The sequence below is a fragment of the Thermoanaerobacterium sp. CMT5567-10 genome, assembly GCF_030534315.2.
Classification (GTDB): domain Bacteria; phylum Bacillota; class Thermoanaerobacteria; order Thermoanaerobacterales; family Thermoanaerobacteraceae; genus Thermoanaerobacterium.
Window position 1 is genome coordinate 831,366 of the sequence record NZ_CP130558.2, and the last position, 22,757, is coordinate 854,122.

General features: G+C 33.7%; 16 protein-coding genes. 2 read left to right on the plus strand and 14 right to left on the minus strand.

Translation table 11 applies throughout. The annotated features are described in order from the left end of the window. Positions 1 to 243: 243 nt before the first annotated feature. The gene (locus Q2T46_RS04375; protein ID WP_303264117.1) at positions 244 to 2,337 is read left to right on the plus strand and encodes a methyl-accepting chemotaxis protein; all 2,094 of its coding nucleotides are present in this window, start codon (positions 244 to 246) and stop codon (positions 2,335 to 2,337) included. A 248-nt stretch (positions 2,338 to 2,585) separates the two neighbouring features. On the opposite strand, the gene Q2T46_RS04380 is transcribed toward Q2T46_RS04375, so the two are convergent. The 11 genes from Q2T46_RS04380 to Q2T46_RS04430 form a co-directional block, all read right to left on the minus strand. Beyond that, positions 2,586 to 4,718 (minus strand): alpha-amylase family glycosyl hydrolase, encoded by a 2,133-nt coding sequence (locus tag Q2T46_RS04380; protein ID WP_303264116.1) that lies wholly within the window; start codon positions 4,716 to 4,718, stop codon positions 2,586 to 2,588. Positions 4,719 to 4,893: 175 nt separating this feature from the next. Then, positions 4,894 to 5,718 carry a carbohydrate ABC transporter permease gene (locus Q2T46_RS04385; protein WP_303264115.1) on the minus strand — a complete coding sequence of 275 codons (825 nt, stop codon included), beginning with the start codon at positions 5,716 to 5,718 and terminating at the stop codon, positions 4,894 to 4,896. Continuing rightward, entirely contained in the window at positions 5,718 to 6,596 is an 879-nt protein-coding gene (locus Q2T46_RS04390; protein WP_303264114.1) for a carbohydrate ABC transporter permease, read from the minus strand. The genes Q2T46_RS04385 and Q2T46_RS04390 overlap by 1 nt, the downstream gene beginning before the upstream one ends. 84 nt (positions 6,597 to 6,680) lie before the next feature. Beyond that, a complete protein-coding gene (locus Q2T46_RS04395) occupies positions 6,681 to 8,003 on the minus strand; it encodes an ABC transporter substrate-binding protein (RefSeq protein WP_303264113.1) in 1,323 nt (440 codons plus the stop codon). Positions 8,004 to 8,486: 483 nt separating this feature from the next. Further along, a complete protein-coding gene (locus Q2T46_RS04400; protein WP_303264112.1) occupies positions 8,487 to 14,027 on the minus strand; it encodes an alpha amylase N-terminal ig-like domain-containing protein in 5,541 nt (1,846 codons plus the stop codon). 383 nt (positions 14,028 to 14,410) lie between these two features. Beyond that, entirely contained in the window at positions 14,411 to 15,382 is a 972-nt protein-coding gene (gene yvcK / locus Q2T46_RS04405) for a YvcK family protein (protein ID WP_303264111.1), read from the minus strand. 53 nt (positions 15,383 to 15,435) lie between these two features. Next, positions 15,436 to 16,290, minus strand: a complete 855-nt coding sequence (gene rapZ / locus Q2T46_RS04410; RefSeq protein WP_303264110.1) for an RNase adapter RapZ — start codon at positions 16,288 to 16,290, stop codon at positions 15,436 to 15,438. A 5-nt stretch (positions 16,291 to 16,295) separates the two neighbouring features. Then, positions 16,296 to 17,027, minus strand: coding sequence for a PHP domain-containing protein (locus Q2T46_RS04415; protein ID WP_303264109.1), 732 nt, complete (start codon positions 17,025 to 17,027; stop codon positions 16,296 to 16,298). A gap of 23 nt (positions 17,028 to 17,050) precedes the next feature. Then, entirely contained in the window at positions 17,051 to 17,956 is a 906-nt protein-coding gene (gene murB, locus Q2T46_RS04420; protein WP_303264108.1) for a UDP-N-acetylmuramate dehydrogenase, read from the minus strand. Between the two features lie 341 nt (positions 17,957 to 18,297). Continuing rightward, complete coding sequence (locus Q2T46_RS04425) at positions 18,298 to 20,694, minus strand: heavy metal translocating P-type ATPase (RefSeq protein WP_303264107.1); 2,397 nt, start codon at positions 20,692 to 20,694, stop codon at positions 18,298 to 18,300. Between the two features lie 21 nt (positions 20,695 to 20,715). After that, complete coding sequence (locus tag Q2T46_RS04430; protein ID WP_303264106.1) at positions 20,716 to 21,030, minus strand: DUF2703 domain-containing protein; 315 nt, start codon at positions 21,028 to 21,030, stop codon at positions 20,716 to 20,718. 191 nt (positions 21,031 to 21,221) lie between these two features. On the opposite strand from Q2T46_RS04430, the gene Q2T46_RS04435 reads away from it, so the two are divergent. Beyond that, positions 21,222 to 21,374, plus strand: a complete 153-nt coding sequence (locus Q2T46_RS04435) for a DUF1540 domain-containing protein (RefSeq protein WP_013297273.1) — start codon at positions 21,222 to 21,224, stop codon at positions 21,372 to 21,374. 76 nt (positions 21,375 to 21,450) lie between these two features. Here Q2T46_RS04435 and Q2T46_RS04440 read toward each other — a convergent pair whose 3' ends face one another. From Q2T46_RS04440 to sigY, 3 genes are read right to left on the minus strand one after another with little or no spacing between them, the layout of a single operon-like run. Then, on the minus strand, positions 21,451 to 21,780 hold the full coding sequence (locus Q2T46_RS04440; protein ID WP_303264105.1) for a zinc ribbon domain-containing protein: 330 nt from the start codon (positions 21,778 to 21,780) through the stop codon (positions 21,451 to 21,453). A gap of 13 nt (positions 21,781 to 21,793) precedes the next feature. Beyond that, positions 21,794 to 22,159 carry a DUF5345 family protein gene (locus Q2T46_RS04445; RefSeq protein WP_303264104.1) on the minus strand — a complete coding sequence of 122 codons (366 nt, stop codon included), beginning with the start codon at positions 22,157 to 22,159 and terminating at the stop codon, positions 21,794 to 21,796. Next, positions 22,156 to 22,686, minus strand: coding sequence for an RNA polymerase sigma factor SigY (sigY, locus tag Q2T46_RS04450; protein WP_303264103.1), 531 nt, complete (start codon positions 22,684 to 22,686; stop codon positions 22,156 to 22,158). Before sigY ends, Q2T46_RS04445 begins: the two co-directional genes overlap by 4 nt. Between the last annotated feature and the right edge of the window lie 71 nt (positions 22,687 to 22,757).

Here is a 22,757-nt window from a genome sequence, read left to right on the forward strand (position 1 = left end):
CTCCTATTTTAATTTTTACGCAATTTTCAAGCAACATATTAAAGATATACAATTAATACCATTATATAATTGTGGTTAAATTTTTACAATTATGATTTTTATTAAATTTTATTAAACCTGATCGAAATGATGTTAAGTTCAAACTATTCTATATATTTCATTTACAATTTTATGTATTAATGCTATAATATATTATGCAATCGTTTGTGTTCTTTGCTTATTTAACTTAGAGGAGGAGTAATTATGAGCAAAAAATTGTTAATACCTCAAACCACTCGTAAGCAAAAATTAACTTTAATTAAGCCAAATTTACAAAAACTTGTAATGATTAACAAAAGCATTTTTACTAAGTTAATGGTTTTTATTGCTTTAATTATAATCTTGCCACTTACATTTACAGGTTATATGTCTGCAAACAAATCTACTCAAATTTTAAAAGATCGCATTGACGTTTCTAACAAGGATACTCTTGGACTTATAAATAATTACGTAAATCTTTTTAAAAATGATGTGGAGACTCAGCTTACTATTCTGTCTGATAATAGTCAATTATTAAATTACGGCAAAGAAGATTTTGCAACAGATAAGCAAAACCTTCAAGATTTATTTACAAATATTTTAAATGCAAAAAACAGTAAAATATCAATAATTTATTTTGCAACACCTGACAAAAAAATGATTCAATCACCAGATTTGCCTCTTGACTCAAATTATGACCCAACCGCACAAAAATGGTACAAAGATGCAATAGAAAATCCTGACTCAATAATATGGACAGGGCCCTACAGCAATAATGGTACAAACGGTGCAGTTTTTACTGTATCAAAAGCTATTAAAAGCTCATTAACATCTGCCGCCTCTGATGTAATAGGTGTTTTAGCCTTTGACATTAACCTTGATTCCCTTTCTAATATGATTTCATCAATTGCGATAGGTAAAACTGGAAATGTATATATTTTATCAAAAGATGGTATTATATTAGCAAGTAAAGACAAAAATAATCTTTTTACATATATAACCGAAAGAGATTATGGCAAAAAGATGATTTCTTTAAATGATACCACTTTTCAATATACTGATAACGGAATAATAAAATTTGCAACGATAAAAAATCTCAGCAATTTCGGTTGGAAAGCAGTTGTTGATATGAATTCTTCAGAACTCAATGATAGTGTGTCACAAATAAAATACAATATAATTTTGTTTAGCTTAATATGCCTCCTGATAGGGCTTCTAATAGCATATTTCTTCTCAAAAGGCATTACATCTAATATAAAGAAGATCATGCAAACCATGAATGAAGCTTCAAAAGGAAATATAACTCAAAAGATAAATATAAAAGCTAAAGACGAAGTAGGACAGTTGGCCGCAGGTTTTAATGCGATGATAGATGGCATTAAGAACCTTATATCAGATGTGTTAAATGCAGCAAATAATGTACATGTATATTCGGAAAAGCTATTTGCCTCTTCAGAAAAGGCCGAAATTATAACAAACGAAGTTGCTCTCGCAATGAAAGGAATCGCAGAAGGTGCTCAGGAACAGGCAAAAGACGCTGAAAATAGTGCATCACTTACAAATATTCTCAGCAAAAATGTCGATATTACAATTGAAAATTCCAAGCACATTAACAACGAGACAGACACTGTAATAAGTGCAGCAAACCTTGGTATTGAAAATATAAAAGATTTAAGTGAAAAATCTAAGCTAACAGATTTTATGCACAACAAAGTGAAGGAATCAACATCATATTTAAAGAAAAAATCTCTTGAAATCGGCAAAATTGTAGAAACAATTACAACAATTGCAGATCAGACTAATCTTCTTTCATTAAATGCTGCGATTGAAGCAGCAAGGGCTGGAGATAGTGGAAGAGGATTTTCAGTTGTCGCTGAAGAGGTCAGAAAACTTGCAAGCCAGTCATCTAAAGCTGCAAGCAATATCGAGCAAATAATAAACGAAATACAACAAAATATTGATACAACATATAAAATTGTTGAAGATGCTAGCGCATCAATAGAAGAACAAAACAAAGCCCTTAACAAAACAGTAAGTACTTTTTATGACATCCAGACAGCAGTAAACAGGATTGTCAGTGAACTGAAAAAGCTAAACAGTTCTATGGAAAAAATATCTCAAAGTAGAACTGATATGTTAACTTCTATACAAAATATAGCAGCAGTAACTGAAGAAACGGCAGCATCTACAGAAGAAATATCATCGTCTACTGAAGAACAAAAAGAGGCAATATCTGAGATATCAAAGTCTGCTAAAGATTTAAACGCTATTGCAAACACCTTAATGAACTCCATAAACAAATTTAAGATAAGTGTGTAGGAGCTGAATAATTATTTTATTCAGTGTCCTCTCAAACTACCGTTCATACTGTTCGGTATATGACGGTTCATTAAATTATTATAGTATATTTTAGCGAAGACGGTAAACTCTTACAAACGCTACATCTATTAAGCAAATGCACAAATCATAAATATGTTTTAACAAACATACAGCCTATATTATATGCAAATCAGTTAAAATTTAAGGTCAAGAAAACTTATTTGCTAAGCTTTCTTGACCTATATTATTTAAGGCTGCCAATTTACAATTACAGTACCCGTTCCAGTAGATGGAACCGTATATGTGTGATTACTTCCACCTTCCCATGTTATTGTACTCCCATTTTTCTTGATAAATTTAAACTGTATTGTTGTACCCGCTGGTACGCTCACATCGTAATACCACATAGGATATTGATATACAACCTGATTAAATATCGGCCCAATAGCTTTTGATGTATCCCAGCTGCCAAGCTCAGCTACATTGCCTGTAAGATACACATTTTCTCCATACACAGTACTTGCATTATTGACAACAAATCTTACACATACTTGATTTCCTGTTAAAACATTAATATTATTATAAGTATTGCTTGTAGCACTACTAGAAGTTTTTAACGTTATATTATATTTACCAGGTGTAACTGAAGGAACTTTTACTTTTACTTCCGTATCTTCCCATGATACAATAGTACCCGCAGTTGTTCCGAATAAAACCTGACCTGCTGTCGTGCCAAATCCTCTTCCATCTATAGTAATGGTCTGTCCCGCTTTTGTCATTGTTGGGCCAATATGTCCTATCAGCGGAGAATTACTTGAGCTTACATACTGCCACACTGCAACCTCGCCAACACCAAGTGTGAATGGTGTTACAGAGCCATCACTTGCAACCGAAATGTTGTTACCATTTAGCAGACCACCAAGAACATCAGTATATGTACCAGCCGGAAGAGCTGTATACAATCCTGTAATATTATAGCTCGTCGAAAGATTTCGATTAATAGCAATAAGCGCAACGTTATTTCCAAATTGTCTTTCATAAATATAAACATCATTATTTAACCAGCGCTGTATGGTAGTACCGTAAGCAATTGCGGGGTTGGATTTGCGTAACGGAGCAAGTTTCTTAATAACATTATAGGCTGTGGTCGTTGTACTAAACGATGTCATCATAGCTCTGTTGTAAGGATCTCCATTGCCTGTCATATACTGCTCAGTACCATAATAAATAGCAGGAACTCCACGTGAAGTCAAAGTAAATGCCAACGCTTGCTCAACAGGCCGAGTACTGCTACCCGTATAAAATCTGTCCATGTCATGATTATCAATAAATGTAACCGTATCATTTATAAAGTTATAATCAGCAGTAGTAGATTGAATCATTGAATCAAGTCCATACATAGTATCGGTATTGTCTCTAAATACCTGACGTACTTTCTGAGCAAATCTAAAATCCAAAAGACTCATGCCGCTTTCATTTGCAAAATACGTATTATTTGAATCAACTTCGTTTGTGCCAAGGAACCATTCACCGAACGTGAAAACTGGTCTGTAACTTAATATAGTGTCCATGAAATTTTTCTGCCAGCCAAACGGAATATGTTTAACAGCATCTAAGCGTATACCATCAATTCCTTTATCCAACCATAGCTTAATTACTGCTTTTAAATATGAATCAATTGTACTATTCTGTTGATCTAAATCTGCCAGGTCATATAAGTTGCGATAGATACCATCTTCATAAGATGAAAAATCGGTTCCACCATAATGATGGAAGTAACCGTTTGTGTCATTTGTATAGCCACCAAGTAATGTTCCATTGTCGTATAATTTGCCATTCTCCGCATAAGTCGAATCTGTTTCCGATGCCGGTGATGTATGATTAGGTGCGAAATCAATAATTACTTTAATATTATGTGCATGAGCTGTATTAATTAAATTTTGAAAATCTGTAAAGCTTCCAAAGTAAGGATTTGTCTTTTTAAAATCACGTGACCAATAGCCATGATATGATGTACTTCCTCCAAAAGTCGAATCTGATAAAATTGCGTAAATGTTTTCTACAGGCTGAGAAATCCAAATTGCTGTTACACCCATATCAGTAAGGTAACCGTCATTAATTTTATTAATGATACCCTGCCAATCTCCACCGAAGTACTTTTTCAAACTTGTATGTGTTGAGTCATATAAATCTCCAGTCGGATTATTGCTCGTATTGTCATCAAGAAATCGGTCGGTAACTATCTGATAAATTACATCCGTCGAGTAGTTGACAGCATTTGATACCGAAGTATCAGGAGATGCCTGTATCGGTGCTGTTAATCCAAAAACAAGTGTAAGCGAAAGCACCAGCACCAATAATAATTTAAACGTTTTTTTCATGCAAAACACTCCTTTCTAATTATTTTTTTGATTAGCGACTTGTTTAATAATTTATTGGTTTTCAATCACTCCTTTCTATTATAAAAGCAATCGATATTATTAAACAAAAATACTTTTATACCGATTGCATGTTGTCTATAATTTTAAATTAACTTGTTTAAATACAATATTCATCTTATTGTTTCACAGCACCTGCAATTATAGCCGTAACTAATTTCCTCTGCGCCAAGAAGTAGAATATCAAAACCGGCAAAATTGCTATTGTAAGCCCTGCCATACCAAGATTCCATTGTTTCGTATATTGGCTGAAAAAGTAAAATATCATAAGCGGAAGCGTTCTTGATCCCACCTTATTTATTACTAATGACGGTAGCAGGTAGTCATTCCATATCCACATTATATCTAAGACAGCCAGGGTAATAGTCGTTGGACTTAATAAAGGTAAAATAATATTCCAATATATTCTAAATCTACTGCAACCATCAATAAGTGCAGCTTCATCAATCGACCTTGGTATTCCTTTTAGAGCGCCATAATAAAGGAAAACGCCAAGGCTAGAACCAAAGCCTAAATACATTATTATAAGCCCAGACTTTGACAGCATATGAAATCTACCAAATTCTGCAACAAGTGGTATCATTACTGCCTGAAACGGAATAAGCATAGCAAGTGTAAAAATCATATATATTAAAGTACTGCTCCTTCTTTTTATTCGCTGTAAAGCATATGCCGTCATCGAAGAAAATATAGCAATTATTAAAATGCTTAAAATAGTAATCAATAGAGAATTAGAAAATGCCTCACTTAAATTCAAATTTGCAGCTGCTATTTTATAGTTGTCCAATAATAAACTTTTAGGTAAAGAAAGGGTATTAATAAATAGCTCTTTTTTCGTTTTAAATGAATTAACAAGAATTATATAAAATGGTGAAATCCAAATCAAAGATAATAAAATGCCAAATATTGTTAATATATATTTATGAATATTTATTTTCCTCATTACATCTCAACCTCTCTTTTTTGAGTAAAATAAACCTGTACAATTGAAATAATCGCAATTATTACAAACATAACTACTGCTTTTGCTTGGCCTAAAGCCATTTCTTGTGCTGAAAATGCCGTCTGGTATATATTAAGCGTAATCATCTGCGTCGTATTTCCCGGTGCACCTGCAGTAAGTGAAAGATTCTGATCAAAAAGCTTAAAAGAATTCGATAGTGTAATAAATAGGCTTATAGTAAATGCTGGAGATATTAATGGAAATATAACATTTTTGAACTGCTGCCAAGAATTTGCACCATCAATCTTTGATGCTTCAATTAACTCGGTTGGAACACTTTCTATATATGCTATATAAATTACCATAACATATCCGATCATTTGCCACGAAGTCACTATAACTAAACCCCAAAATCCAGTGTTAGTAGTAGACAGCCATCCATTAAGCCAACCTATATGAGTAACGTTAGCTATCGACTGAAATACATCTACAAAAATGAAATTCCATATAAATCCTAATATAAGCCCTCCTATTAGGTTTGGTAAATAAAAAGCCGTACGCATTAAATTTCTACCAGAAATTTTTCTTGTAACTAACATTGCAAAACCTAATCCTATAATGTTTATTATTATTATACATGCTATAGAAAACTTCGCAGTAAATAATATTGAATTCCAAAAAGCGTAATCATTTTTCAGCATAATAAAATTCTTAAGGCCAATAAATAATGGCTGATTTATTCCATTCCAATCCGTAAAAGAATAGTATATTCCAATAATAAATGGTATTAATACGACAATAATCAGTGATAAAAGAGTAGGTGCTATAAATAGCCAGTACCAAATTCCACTTTTTAAAAATTTAGCTTTCTTAACCATTTCCATACCTTCTTTCTTATTTATAAAGTGGGAGAACAAAATATTATTCTCCCACTAATATTTATTTGAAACCGTCTCTAATAATTATTTTCGTGCATCTGCCCAAGCTTGTTTAGTATGATCAATTAATTTATTCCAATCGAGAGAACCATTTACGTATAGTTGTATATCTGCACCAAGTACGTTTTGACCCCAGTTATTAGGATAGCCCATAAATACCCATCCATATGTCTTTCCTTGACTAGCAGCCACAAATAACTGCATTCCTAATGGATCTGATATGCTATCAGCGCTATACCCATTGTATGCCGGAACAAATTTGAACTGCTGTGTAACTATTTTCTTGCCTTCATCTGAAGTATACAACCAATCTAAGAAATCCTTAGCAGCTTTTTGAACTTCAGCTGGTTTATTGCTGTTTACTGCCCAATACATTGGAACACCTTCCGGATAGCTGTCCTCTTTATATCCTGGAACTGGATACGGCAGCATTCCTATATCGTTTTCTGCAAAATTTTTATCAAGTGATTCTAACGTCGGGTATACCCAGTTGCCTTGCTGAATCATTGCAACTTTACCAGTGCCAAAAAGTTTTTCAACCTGTGTGCTATAATCAAGGCTTGCTGTAGGCTGTACTGAGTATTTATTTTGCAAATCTATCATTTGCTTCATTGCATCTGCATATTTGAATTCTACCGTTTTCGCATTAAATGCTTTCGTGACGTCTCCATCAAATTCAGGTGATAAAAATGCATTTGACAAATGTAAGCCTGTTACCCATGTCTCTTTAGCTGGGAAAGCGAAAACTGCCTCTATACCTAATTCTTTTTTCTTTGAATCAAGCGTCTTTACAGCATTTACTAATGCATCAAATGTCTTTATGCTAGATGGATCTATTCCCGCTTTATTAAATATTTGTTTATTATAAATTAACCCATAACCTTCAAGGTCAAAAGGTAATCCATAAATCTTTCCATCCTGTGTAACGCCAGTAAGAGTACCATTAATTGCCTCTTTTGCAGCTTTTGTATCTGATAAATCTGCTAACTTCGGTTTCCAAGTTGCAACATCTTGTGGACCACCTACGTTAAATATTGCAGGCTCTGAGCCAGAATTAAATTTTGCTTTAAGTGCTGCACCGTAATCTTGTCCGCCACCTACTGTTTCTAAATTGATTTTAACGTTTGGATTTTCCTTCATGTATGTGTTTATTGCATTTTGAAGAGCATCTTTTATTTCAACTTTAAATTGGAAAATATCTAATGTGACAGATTTGTTTGTTGTCTCTGTCTTACTTTGACTTGTATTATTCTGATCTGTTGACTTACTTCCGCACCCAGAAATCAATACTGAAAAAGCCATTAGAAGTACTAAGAGCAAAGCTATTCCTTTGCCAGAACGACTCATAATAAAACCTCCTATTTATGGTAAGCCAATATTTAATTATTGACTTATACCATTTTTTTATTTTAAATTTAAAATTGTAACATGAACTTGCGAAGTTAAATCATCTTAGAATAAATTTTTCAATCATTTAATTTATATACCTACTATATAAGCATTTAATTTCAGCATATAGTTTCCTTATTTTCTCATATCACTATGAGATGAATTTTTTATTTGATTTATAAGCGTTTTCATATGTGGAATTAAAATAATCTTATTTTATTACCCCCTCCCTACTATTTCTTGAAAATAGGCGACTTCATTTGCAACCGGTTGCGCTTTAACTTAATTATATTTTATATCCTTAATTCACAAATGTCAATAGATTTATTTGTTAAGTTTTTAAATTTATAAAAAATTTTTAGATAATTTAACAGTAAAAAGCTATACAATTCAAGAAAGATGTGATGCCATATTGCATCATATTTTTCTTTTGACATATCTTTAAATATTTCCGCTTTTACCTAGTAAGCCATATATAATGGCAGCCGCTTCTGCTCTTGTAGCATTTCCTTTAGGTGCAAATAGATTATTCGGTTCGCCATTTACTATCCCTACCTTTACTGCATTTGCTACTACATTCTTCGCCCAATCGCTTATATCCTTGTCATCGTTAAATGCCGTATTTCCTATATTCTCTTCTTTATATGATGTAAGAATCTCGTATGCTCTCATGGCTATGGCTGTCATCTCTTCTCGTGTTATGCTGTCATTGGGCCTCATGTTTTTTCCGTCTCCTTCTATTATTCTTGCTTTATATGCTGCTTCTATTGCATTTGCATACCAGTCTCCTGATTTTACATCGCTAAATTCTCCACTGTATGGCTCTTCTTTCATGTTTAAAAGCTTCAGTATCATTGATGCGAATTCGGCTCTTGTGACTGTTTTATTTGGTACATATTTACTCTCGGTCATTCCGTCAATTATGTGCCTTGATGCTAATACTTCTATGTCATCTTTGGCCCAGCTATTCTTTATGTCATCAAATGTCTTGTCGTATTCTAATGCAGCATACTGTGAGAAGTGGGTTGCGCTAAATGTTATTGTATTAGCATCTTCATCTACTTTTCCTCCAACATACTCCCACTTGTTGGTCTCTTCATTGTAGTAGTATACGGCAACCTTTCTTGGATCGTTAGCTTTTAATATGTTTATCGTTACTTCTACTGGTTTTACTAATGCTACATTTCCATTGTCTGATTTAATGCTTATGTCTAATGTATTAGAAAGCGGTACGTAATTTGATACATTTGGTTTTCCATTATCTTTAACACTTAACGTCACATCGTTCCCTATTTTCGACATATCAATTGAATCTTTCGATAGCAATACTGCTAAATTGTTAAATTTTAATTCTATGTCTTTATTGTTGTCATTTGCATTGGTCAAAACAGAGGATGGTATAGCCACAACCTTTTCCTTTGCATCCTTCAAGCTTGTTAAATCAATTGTAATAGTTCTTTCCTGTGTCTTGCTTATTTTATCCCTTAATTTTCCTCCATCTATCTTTACAGTCACATTGCTGCCTGAAGTGGTGATACTACCTAAATCAAAAGTTGTAGATCCATTATACCCAACATTACCATTTGATAACGAACTTCCATTGTTGGTTGGTGTACTGCCGTTATCTTCCCCTTGCCTCTTTACATCAATCTCAATGTCTTTGGTAAGTTCAGAAATTCTAGATTCATCATTTCCATATATGATGCCGTCATTTGGTTCAACATGTATTTTAATTGTATTTACACCGTAATTTAAATGAACATCCTTAGTAAATGCCCCATTTTCATCTTGAACAAAACTATCACCATTTATTGTAACTTTAGCACCTTTATACGTATTGCCTTTGATTTCTATTGTATCTGTATTAGAATCGACTGTCATATTGCTACTTGGAGAATATATAAATACCGGAATGTCTCTCCATCTATATACTGTATCATTTATTACCATCTTATTGTCGCCTTGATTTACAATTGTCACTTTCCTATTTGCAGAGAGCTCATTTCCATACTCATCCTTTTCAACTTTATCCCAACTACCTCTTGCATATTTATACTCTATTTGCGTCCCTTCATCAAGTGTCAAAGTTATACTATAGGTATTATCATTTACTTTTTTCATTTGCTGTGAACTTGGATCCCAATTTATATTTGGGAAGGTACCAGCCAAGTTAACTGCATCTGGTGTATAGTCAGGTACTGTAACATTAAATGTCACTTGTATTGGTACAACATCTGGTTTTATAGTTATCACATTAGACTCTGTCCTATTATATGATGGATCAACAGCAACAACTTTGTATGAATAGGTAGCTCCGTTTATTACACTAGTATCAATATAGTTATAAACACTATTTGATACAGTAGCAATTTTGCTGAATGTTCCACCATCGGATCTATAGACTTCATAATCGTATATCCCAACATTATCTGTCGATGGACTCCATGTAAGTGATACTCTCGACGATTCTATGCCTGGCTGATTCAAAACGGGTGCTGTTGGCTTTACTAAATCATCTGATGGAACCACATTAAATGACAATACATCTGTCATCGTCCAATTCTGGCCTTGGTCATCTGAGAACCTCATGGCATATTCCCATTTACCTATTTTATCAGGCGTGAAATTAGCTTTATACTTATCATTGTTGCCAGAATCCCCTACATATTCTGCATTAACCCAAATAAAATCATCGCTGCTATCTACACCGTAGACGCTGTTATAGACGCTTCCATATACGGAATTGTAAACCGTACCACCAACATACTTATAACCAAACTGTGCTATCATGTGAGGGCCTTGCCCACTATTATTTGTAAGACCGTCTGCCCATACTTCACCAAAAATGTCTTCCGTTTGATTATTGGCACCAATTATATGGCCATCTTTTACTTGTGTCAAATTTCCTGCCCAACCAATCGGATACGATGGATACGCAACAGCATCAATGCTTTTGTCGCTTTCATTTCCTAATTCATCAATCGCTGATATAGAGTATACATATTTTAATCCATTTGTCACAGAGTCATCTTTATATGTCGTGCCACTAACATTTGATGCTATTTTTTCATAAAGCCCTCCTTCTACAGATGAGCGATATATATTGTATCCTGTCGCACCATCAGATGGGGACCATGAAAGTTCTACACTGCCATTGCCAGATTTCACGGTTATATTTGAAGGCACTTGTGGCGCAGTTAAATCTTGTCCAGGATCAGAAATAAGCATAACACCACTCATAGCTGGTATATCAATGATTATCTGTCCATCACTTATTGAATATGACTTATTGCCATTTAGTAAATCTTTAAAAATAACACCGTCTCTTAAAAATTTTGTTGTATCAATAGTAATCTGTTTGTCTTCGCTGCTTCTATTTATTGCGACTATTGCAGCACTGTCAGCATAATGACTGCCAAAGGCGTCTTTGCCATTTATTATTCTTCTTCCAATAGCATAAACATCACCTTGTGCATAAAGTGTCTCTAAATCACCTGTTTTTAATACCTGATTGTCATTTCTTATGCTTGTAATGTTTTTGAAAAATTCCTGTAATGACGTATCTTCATTGCCCCAAGGGAAAGTCCTCCTATCATCTGGATCTTTGCCGCCAGATACACCAGCTTCATCGCCATAATATATATCTGCCATTCCTGGATATCCCATCTGCAATATTGTAGCCAATTTAAGCTTTTGCTCTGCTAAATTTTTTGCATCATCAGAGTTTTCTGTCGGATCAGCCGAATTATACCCAAATACAGTTAATATTCTCATCGTATCATGTGAACCCAACAGGTTCATAGTTGAATAAAATGCAGGAAGTGGATATCTCTCATAAATGCTCATAAGCCTCTGATCAAGCGTCACAGCATCTATAGGATTGTGCTGTCCATTTCCATCATCAAACGGCTTCCCAATTAGAAAATCTATAATATCATTTCTAAACTGATAATTCATAACCGAGTTAAATGAATCACCAAGTAAGTCAGAAGAAGCATCTCCCCAATTTTCTGCAATCATTGGCGCTTCTGGTTTTACTGTATTTATAGCATCTCTAAAGTGCGTCCAAAAATCGTGTGCAACTTCAGTTTCTACATCTAATCTCCAGCCATCTGCACCACCATTTGCATTTCCATCTGGATTGAGCCAGTACTTTGATATTGCATTTTTATCATTGATTATGAAATTAGCCCAGCTAGTAACATTATACTCACTTCCATTCAATGACTTTATAACGGGTAAGCTATCGTATCCCCACCAGTCTTCATAAGTTCCATCAGAATTTATTGTGTACCAATCCCCATATGGAGATTTTGTCTGATCGCCTTGCTTCCACGCTTCATAAGTTCCTAATTCAGGATACTTACTGTATCTATCAAAATATATGCTGTCATCACTTGTATGGTTAAACACACCATCGAGGATTACTTTTATACCTTTCGAATGTGCATCTTCCATGAGTTTTTCGAAGTCTTGTGTTGTTCCAAACATTTCATCGATCTTTGTATAATCTGATGTATCATATTTATGATTTGATGGAGACTCAAAAATTGGGTTTAAGTAAATTACTGTAATTCCAAGGCTCTTCAAATAATCAAGTTTATCATCAATACCCTTCAAGTCACCACCAAAAAAGTCATTTGACCAAATGCCATCACCTGTGTAACCTGGGCTACCAGCATTATTCGGATTGTCAGGCAGTTCATTCCAATTATCATGAAACTCTATTGGGTCGTTGCCACGGCTCAATGTTTTTACATGGTCATTTGATGTATCACCATTGTAGAACCTGTCAGGGAATATCTGATACATTACAGCCCCTTTCATCCAATCTGGCGTATCAAAATTTTTATCGTATACAGTTAATTCAAAGTCCTTGTTTACTGTATCTGTCGCTTTTCCGACCCCACCCAGCTGATAATCATTATCACCGTAGTATGCCGTCTTTGTCCCATCTTTTAATATAAAGTAATACCAAATTCGAGTCGGATGGTCAAAACTTAGCTTTATTTCCCAATATTCATAGTTTCCGTCAGAACTTTCACCTATCCTTGTCATAGGTGATTCTGTCCTTGTTTTATTGACATCATCCCAATAAGATATTCTTGCTGACTCAAGATCATGATTTTTTGCTTGAATCCGCAATGTGACAGTTTGCCCTACTTTTATAGAACCAAAAGGATTCCTAAAGAAAAGATCATGTGTATCGTGTTTCAAATCATCATAATATATATTATTATCTAAACCAGTAAGTGTTGGATTATAATTAGTCCATATATTATGTGTAGATGCATCGTAATAGAATGTTATATCAGTATCGTAAGTAACATTTAGCTGTATGTTAGAACCACCCAGTACACCGTTTGCACCATAGTTTTCATCCCATGTAGAACCTAATGTCACTTTATATTCATAGTTTCCTTTTGGTACATGTGCCGTATATTCATAAACGTTATCAAAATTATAATCTGTCATAATTGCTGTTGATGTTCCAGGATCCCAATCATTACCCGCTCCAATTGCTGATTGAATTGTTCCAACTAGTCTAGGTAATTTGTCATTAGAAATTGGAGTATATTTTGTAGAATCAGTTACAGATTGTGTATTGTAGTCAAACCAAAATGTAACATAAGAATCACTTGTCAAATTCAATGTCAAATTCCCTTGAGATGGAACACCGCCATCATCCCATGAATGATTTAATGCAACTTTATATTGATAACTACCAGCTTTTAACTGTACAGGTGTGGTGAATTCATATAGTCCATTCCCATCATACTGCATTATAGTAATGTTACTAGATATATTCCAGTCAGAGTCACCAAGCTGGTTTTGAAAATCTCCTACGATATTTGCTACAATGCTTGTATTATCTGCCGCATTTACACGTTGAATTGGCATCGAAGAAAATATTGCTGTGAATACTAAAAAAAATGAAAGGATAAAGCTTAAATTCTTTTTGCTAAAAACGATTTTAAACAAGGCAATACCTCCTCTATAAAATTTTTAGATCTTTTTGCTTAATTTTTTTGCTTATTCCATCACCACCTTTATATAATCATTTATGTGTAGCTTAATAAATAGTTAGGTGATTTTCCATTATTTCAAATAGATGTGCAATTTTTGCGCAATCGATTTCTCTTAAATGATATTATAATATGCATGACAAATAATGTCAATATAGTTTTATAATGAATTTCCTATAATAGACATTTTGAAATGAACTTTAAAAAATTTTTATTTCTATTTTCTTTGTATCACATAAGTTTTAGGTAAAAATTTTTTATGCCAACTTATAATTTCCCGATAATGTAACTTTTACAAAATAACAAATTGCTATTTTAAAATTGCAACAATTTTTTATACTAAATCAGTAACTCCATCAATATCTCTGCAAGCTTTTGCTCATCATGCCTTATGTAATTGTTCTTTATAGCCAAGACATCTTTTTCTATCACTTTTATGCCTTTTTCTTTAAAGTCTTCTAAATCATAACTTACAGGTTGTGCCATGTCTTCACTGTATCTGTCTTTGTATTCATAAGGAATTTCTGCGTTATTGACTATAACGTAATCAAGAGATTTCAAGCCATGTGAAAAAAGTGCATCAACGTGTGCATTAGCATCGTATCCAATCGTTTCACCAGGCTGCGTCATTATATTGCAGACATATATTTTGATTGCTTTTGATTCTTCTATAGTATCACATATCCCGTTCACCAAAAGGTTTGGTATTATGCTTGTGTATAAGCTTCCCGGGCCTAGAATTATGCCATCTGCATTGAGAATGTCCGATATAGCTTCTTCAACAGGTCTGGCATCTTTCGGCTCTAAAAAAACCCTTTCTATTGGGCTGTTTTCCTTTAGCTGCATTTTTGGTATTAAAGATTCTCCACCTATTACTACCCCATTTTTCAACTTAGCTTTTAATTTGACATCATCCAATGTGACAGGCAAAACTTTTCCCGAAACCGCTAAAACTTCACTCATCTTTTTTACAGCTTCTTCAAAGCTGTCTGATATACCATTCATTGCAGCCAAAAATAGATTTCCAAAGCTCTGCCCTTTCAGCATTCCATCTGTAAATCGATACTGTAATAGTTTTTCCATTGTAGGTTCAGTATTTGCAAGTGCAAGTATACAGTTTCTTATATCACCAGGAGGTAAAATACCCAAATCTTCCCTTAATACTCCAGATCCACCACCATCATCTGCAACAGTTACAATGGCTGTAATATTATGTGTATACTGCTTTAACCCCCTAAGCATTGTGGATAATCCGGTTCCCCCTCCTATCACAACGACTTTGGGCCCATTTAAATAGTCAAAATTACCCATTATCACGCAACCCCTTTTTATCATTGAAGACAATTTAAAACGGTGAAAGTGAATTATTCTTCACCCACATCTCTATGATTTAGAATAGCAGTATAGTCCCTTTTTTTCAATAATTCATACAATGCATTCGCAATAGTTACAGATCTATGCTTTCCACCTGTGCATCCAACAGCTATTACAAGCTGTGATTTACCTTCCCTTATATAAAACGGCAAGAGAAATTCAATCATGTCTTCCAATTTGTTGAGAAACTGTTTAGCTTCTTCCCATTTCATGACATACTCTCTTACTTTTTTATCATTTCCTGTAAGTGGCCTCAACTCATCTATATAGTATGGATTTGGCAAAAACCTCACATCAAAGACAAGATCTGCATCAAGCGGTATGCCGTATTTAAATCCAAACGACATAACATTGACAATTATCCCTTTAAATTTTCTTCCTTCAATGAATATATTGTACAATTCTTGTTTAAGCTGCGCCGCTGTTAAATTTGTTGTGTCGATAATGCTATTTGCCATTCTTCTTATTTCAGTCAGCTTTTGCCTTTCATCTTTGATACCACTTATAATTGAGCCGCCATCTGACAAAGGATGCCTTCTCCTCGTCTCCTTAAACCTCTTTATTAAAGCTTCATCAGAAGCTTCTAAAAATATTATTTCATAATCATAATTATTTTTCTTTAAATAGTCTATTGCAGAAAAAATATCTTTAAATAGTTGTCCGCCACGTAAATCCATGCCAAGAGCAACTTTGTCGATATCTTTTGAACCGTAGAATAAATCAGCTAACTTCGGTATTAAAGCTGGCGGAAAATTATCAATGCAAAAAAAACCAATATCCTCCATCGATTTCAATGCTTGACTCTTTCCAGCACCTGATAATCCTGTTATTATGACAAACCTCATTTGTATCACTCCTCTGCATTTATTATATCTTTTGCTGTAAGACCTGCCTCTCTTGCTATCTCAATCCCTTTGCTAAAATCTCCAACACGTGATGATGTATGGGCATCACTGTCGATGACGAATTTTGCTCCAACTGATTTTGCGATTCTTACATATTCTACAGTCATGTATCCATGGCTTGAGTTTATTTCAAGCGCAGTTCCTCTTGATTTTGCCGCTAATGCAAGTCTCTTAGTATCTAAGTCGACTTTTGCTCCAGGATGTGTAATAATATTTATCTTGTATTTATTAATTGCCTTAATAATTGCATCTGTATTCTGATCTCTTACTATAGATTTCATAGAACCAAAATATTTGCTGACTGCATTTTTCCCAAACATATGAAGGCAATTATATAGGTCCTTAGGTATAACACCCGTATGATAGCCCATCAGCAATATATCCAAATATTTCATTAATTCATCATCCACATCGATATCTCCATCCAAGCTAATAAGATTTGCTTCGACACCCATTAAAACTCTAATATTGGGGTATTTATCATTCATCCTGTCAATTTCATCTCTAATTTTCTTGTATTCGTGCCTTCTAATACCGAAAAAAATGTGTCCCGGTCCATGATCAGTAATAGCAATTTCTCTAAGTCCCATTTTTATCGCAACTTTTACGTTGTCTTCGATTGTACCCCTTCCGTGGCTAAATACCGTATGTGTGTGATAGTCAGCAAATAGCTTCATTTTTATGTATTCCTTTCATATAGTTACTTTTCCCCTATTATTTTTACTTCAGTGTGCAAATCAACGCCAAACCTGTCTTTCACAGTTTTTTGTATAAACCTTATGAGGTTTATAACATCTTCTGCAGTAGCATCACCTTTATTTATAATAAATCCGCAGTGCTTTTCAGATACTTGTGCACCGCCGATTGTGTATCCTTGAAGACCGGCATCTTGAATCAATTTTCCAGCATAATACCCTTCAGGTCTTTTAAACACGCTTCCAGCACTTGGATACTCCAGCGGCTGCTTCTTTTTTCTCAAACCGTTCAGTTCATCCATTTTAGCCCTTATGTCTTTATAATTTCCTTTTTTTAAATGTATCCATGCTTTTAAAGCTATCAAGTTGTCTAACTGTATTGCACTGCTTCTGTAAGCAAATTTCATATTTCCATTTTTTATTTCGTATATATTCCCATTTTCATCAATAACTTCAACTTTTTCGATGACATCCTTTATTTCGGTACCATATGCACCTGCATTCATCGTCACGGCTCCACCTAATGTCCCAGGTATCCCACTTGCAAATTCAAAGCCTGTAAGTTCATTGTCAAGAGCTGTATTTGCAATGGCTGAAAGCAATGCGCCAGTCTCTGAGACAATGTACTCACCTTCAACAGATATTTTTCTAATAGCAGTCAGTTTAATCACGACACCCCTTATTCCTCTATCTGAAACTATGATATTTGTTCCATTACCAAGTATAAAATAAGGTATATTTTCATTTCTTATGATATCAAGCACATTTATCAGTTCTTCCCTATTTTGAGGTATCACGAATACCTCTGCAGGCCCGCCAATCCTAAATGAGGTGTGTCTTGACATTGGTTCATTTATATAAATATTCTCTTCTGAAATAGCCTTTTTTAATATTTCAACAATGTTTTTCAATATATCAACTCCCTACATGGAATTACAAGAAAATTATTACATAGTAATATTTTATCAATTATCATTCAGTTTAATTCCAATTTATTGACTCTATCTAAAAGTATATCACTTTTCGTAACCACAAAAAAGAAAAAAATAGAAGGCTTATTAAGCCTTCTCAAACATTATAGCAAACTTTAAATCTTTTGCTGATGCAGCCCTCAGAGTCATAAACACTAACAACAGCCGTACATTTTTTAATCTTAATCTCGCAATTGCAATCCCTACAAAAATATAGGTTATTGCCTATCTTGCCCACATTAGTGCTTTTGCAATTTGGGCATTCCATATAACTCACCTCACTACTTAGCTGATCTGAACCTCCTCAGCCTTAAGGCGTTTGATACAACTGATACTGAACTGAATGCCATTGCACCCCCTGCTATGGCAGGACTCAAAAGTCCCATAGCAGCAAATGGTATACCTATTGTATTATAGATAAAAGCCCAAAACAGATTCTGGTAGATATTTCTCATCGTCGCTCTGCTTAATTTTATAGCCGTAACTAAACCCATAAGATTTCCGCTAATTAACGTGATATCTGATGTCTCTATAGCTACATCTGTTCCTGTGCCGATGGCAATACCTACATCTGATTGTGCTAATGCTGGAGCATCGTTTATGCCATCACCAACCATTGCAACTATTTTACCCTGTTTTTGCAACTTTATAACTTCCTCTGCTTTATTTTCTGGCAAAACTTCTGCTAATACATGATCAATACCTACTTGCTTTGCAATAGCCTCAGCAGTTCTTGCGTTGTCACCAGTTATCATGTATATATCTATGTTTAAAGCTTTCAATTCTTGTATAGCCTTTGATGAATCTTCCTTAGGGGTATCTGCAACAGCTATTAGGCCTTCCACTTTTTCATTTGATGCTAATATCATTGCTGTTTTGCCTTCATTCTCTATCTGTTCTAATTTGGACTCTATATTAGAAATATCTATATTATTCTTTTCCATTAACCTTCTATTGCCAAAGTAATATTCTTTTTCGTTAATTATAGCATAAATACCATGGCCTGGTATAGCTTCAAATTTGTTCGGATCCGGCAATTTTTCGTATTTTTCCTTTGATTTATTCACAATAGCTTTCCCAAGCGGATGCTCAGAATTTTTTTCAGCAATACCAGATATATACAATATTTCATTATCACTTAAATCGCCTAATGATATTATGTCAGTCACTTCTGGCTCACCTTTAGTTATCGTACCAGTCTTATCAAGTACAATTGCATTAATCTCTTTTGCTTTTTGTAAATATTCGCCGCCTTTTATAAGTATGCCATTTTCTGCACCTTTACCTGTACCTACCATAACAGATGTCGGTGTTGCAAGACCTAATGCACAAGGACATGCTATAACAAGTACAGATACTGCACTTATTATACCCGCATTAAAATTTCCTAAAACAAAGTACCATATCAAAAATGTAACCACTGCAATTCCAATGACTACAGGTACAAAAACCCCTGATACCTTATCAGCAATCTCTTGGATAGGTGCTTTTGATCCCTGTGCATCCTCAACCATTTTTATTATCTGTGATAGTACCGTATCTATCCCAACCTTCGTTGCTTTAAACTTAAAAGTACCTGTCTTATTTATTGTGGCACCTATTACCTCGTCATTAACATTTTTATCAATAGGAATGGATTCTCCTGTTATCATAGATTCATCTATGGCAGAACTTCCCTCTACAATTACACCGTCTACAGGTATTTTTTCACCTGGCCTTACTACAACTATATCTCCCACTTCTACTTCTTCAATCGGTATATCTATTTCTTCTCCGTTTCTTATGACTCTTGCAGTTTTCGCCTGAAGTCCCATAAGTTTTTTTATTGCTTCAGATGTTTTACCTTTTGCTATAGCTTCAAGCAGCTTACCAAGAGTTATAAGCGTTATGATAACTGCCGACGCTTCAAAATACAAGTAATTGTGTATCTCTGACATGGGTTTTGTAAATACATTATACAAGCTATAAAAATATGCTGCAGTTGTTCCCATTGCAATTAATGTATCCATATTTGCTGACATATTTTTTAAATTATGCCAAGCTCCTTTATAGTATCTATATCCAATAATAAATTGGACTGGAAATGATATTATTATTTGCGCCCATGGATTATCCAAAATCCCTGCAGAAAAACCGAATATCCTTCCAAACATTGATATAAGTAATGGTATTGTCAATATAGAAGAAATTGTAACTAGCCTTTTTAATGTTTTAACTTCCCTTTCTCTCTCTTCTTTCTCTGTATCCATTCCTATGCCAGTTTTTTCTTTTGCATCATAGCCGATATTTCTAACAGCTTTTATCATTGCTGCTACATCTACTTTGCTTGAATCAAATTCAACTGTTGCCGTTTCAGTTGCAAAATTAACCGTAGCTCTATTTACGCCTTGTAAATTATTTAATGCTTTTTCTATCTTTGCAGCACAAGATGCACACGACATACCTATTAGTATTAGTTCTACTTTATCCTTAATGACTCCATATCCTAAGTCCTCAATTTTTTTCGTCATATCATCTATGTCAACTTTATTCGGGTCATATATAACTGTTGCCTTTTCTATCGCTAAGTTGACATTTGCTTCATCGACACCATCCATATTTTTAAGGCCTTTTTCTATCTTGGCTGCACATGATGCGCATGACATACCTGATATTTTTAAAGTAGTTTTTTCTGGCATATAGTTCATCTCCTTAATTTACTATTGAATTAAAGCCTCGTTAATGGCATATAATATCATTTCTCTTGAAGGTATACCTGAATATCCATCTATAATTTTATATACCTTACAACCATAAAGAGGTTCATCATTCCTTCTCTCTTTTTCAATATCTTCTCCGTTTATATAAATTGATGGCGAACCTAAAAATTTATATCTATATGCATATTCTTCAGATTCTATTTTTATTGTGTCTACATCATCTTTAATATTTTTTTCTGATAAAACCTCCTTTAACAATTTTAATGCTGAATCTGAATTAGGACATCCTTCGAAGTATAAAAAGCTCATCTGCATATTCCCACCTCCTAAAAATTTATCACATTACATGATCACTTAATATACCCCCTATAGGTATCTTTGATGTTATTATACAATTCCGATATGTTTATGTCAATATTATTTTGATAACTTTTCATAAGTTTATGCATAACTGCATCCTATATGCAAATAATAATTTTGATTAAAATCAATTGGAGGTGTTCTTTATGAATGCAGAAAGCGTAGTAAAGTGCGGTGTCAACACATGCACATATTGGAAAGATATGAGATGCCATGCACAATCAATCGAAGTAAATCCAAAGACCCCGACAGCAAAGACCAGCGCAGAAACTGAATGTACAACATTTAAGTCAAGATAGCAAATAGTCTATTTTCTATTATTTTTTTACTCTTAAAAGAAAGCGTATATACAACGCTTTCTTTTATGTTCTTATCTTATTTTAATTTTTTTGAACAATCCGGGCAATATACCCATTCATCTTTAATCTCCCTGCCACAATGCGGACATAATGAAGTTTTTAACATATTGCCACAATATGGACAATATTTGTAGCTTCTTTTTATTGAAGCACCACATTTCGGACATTTCGAGACTTCATAGCGCGTCACTAAAATATAGATTATTAATGATGATGGCACATTTAAAAGTCCAAACAAACCCCAGAGCCAATAATATTTTTCACCTTTTTTCCTTGCATCTATAAATATCCATGTTGCCTGTAATACAAGTAACATAAATAATAGAATAAATAATAAATACTTCATTTTTTAACCCCCTCTACTCCTCTCTGAATTTTAATAATGGCACAACAGTCAACGGCAAAGATAAATAAATTATAATTTGACAAATGATTACTAACTTAAAGTCTTTAAATGCAGCTAGAATTAAAAATACTATAAACGTAATTGAAGCAAGTATGAAAATTACAAGCTCTTTTCTATCTCTTTTTTTATTACGTATTTCATTAGCTTTTTGAATAAATTCGGATGCATTAATTTTTACGTCAGGCTCATTAAAAATATCAAACATATCTGAAATTTTATTGAGCTTATTAAATGCATCATTATCAATGCTTTTATTATCTGACTCATTATAAAAAGAATCTATAAGCTTAGGATCTATATCATTATGACATTTCTTCATATCAATTCCCTTCTTTCCATCTCATCTAGAATATACTTAATGCAGTAGTGCAGCCTTGAACGTACCGTACCAACTGGACAATTCATTATTTTAGAAATTTCTTCGTATTTATATCCATAATAATGTTTCAATATAAATACCGCCCTTTTTTCATATGGAAGGCTTAACAATATTTTCATAACTTCTTTATAGCGGACCTTATTTATAATATCATCTTCTACACTATTTTCGGAAAATATATCTATATCATCTATACATTCAGTTATTCTGTTTTTTCTTAAAAAATCTTTGTAAATATTGATGGCAATCCTTATTAACCAAGAAGAAAACTTAAAATCCGGTGTAAACTTATTAATATTTAATACCGCTTTTAGCATAGCCTCCTGTGCTATGTCCTGGGCAAGTGATATATTTCCTGTCATTTTAATACAGTACCCGAGAACAATATTATAATTTTCAGTTATAAGCAGATTTAATGCATATTTATCGCCGCTTTTTGCATCATTTATAAGTTTGCTCTCATCCATCACATGCCCACCTCTCATAAATATAACGCATAAATTTCAAATAAGTTCACATTTATTTTAACAGATTTATC

Coding starts and splice junctions, on each gene's coding strand:
- Q2T46_RS04435 (WP_013297273.1), top strand. CDS start 21,222: ATGAATGCAGAAAGCGTAGTAAAGTGCGGTGTCAACACATGCACATAT.
- Q2T46_RS04390 (WP_303264114.1), bottom strand. CDS start 6,596: ATGGTTAAGAAAGCTAAATTTTTAAAAAGTGGAATTTGGTACTGGCTA.
- rapZ (WP_303264110.1), bottom strand. CDS start 16,290: ATGAGGTTTGTCATAATAACAGGATTATCAGGTGCTGGAAAGAGTCAA.
- Q2T46_RS04430 (WP_303264106.1), bottom strand. CDS start 21,030: ATGCAGATGAGCTTTTTATACTTCGAAGGATGTCCTAATTCAGATTCA.
- Q2T46_RS04380 (WP_303264116.1), bottom strand. CDS start 4,718: ATGAAAAAAACGTTTAAATTATTATTGGTGCTGGTGCTTTCGCTTACA.
- Q2T46_RS04425 (WP_303264107.1), bottom strand. CDS start 20,694: ATGCCAGAAAAAACTACTTTAAAAATATCAGGTATGTCATGCGCATCA.
- Q2T46_RS04385 (WP_303264115.1), bottom strand. CDS start 5,718: ATGAGGAAAATAAATATTCATAAATATATATTAACAATATTTGGCATT.
- Q2T46_RS04445 (WP_303264104.1), bottom strand. CDS start 22,159: ATGAAGAAATGTCATAATGATATAGATCCTAAGCTTATAGATTCTTTT.
- Q2T46_RS04375 (WP_303264117.1), top strand. CDS start 244: ATGAGCAAAAAATTGTTAATACCTCAAACCACTCGTAAGCAAAAATTA.
- sigY (WP_303264103.1), bottom strand. CDS start 22,686: ATGGATGAGAGCAAACTTATAAATGATGCAAAAAGCGGCGATAAATAT.
- Q2T46_RS04415 (WP_303264109.1), bottom strand. CDS start 17,027: ATGAAGCTATTTGCTGACTATCACACACATACGGTATTTAGCCACGGA.
- yvcK (WP_303264111.1), bottom strand. CDS start 15,382: ATGGGTAATTTTGACTATTTAAATGGGCCCAAAGTCGTTGTGATAGGA.
- Q2T46_RS04440 (WP_303264105.1), bottom strand. CDS start 21,780: ATGAAGTATTTATTATTTATTCTATTATTTATGTTACTTGTATTACAG.
- Q2T46_RS04395 (WP_303264113.1), bottom strand. CDS start 8,003: ATGAGTCGTTCTGGCAAAGGAATAGCTTTGCTCTTAGTACTTCTAATG.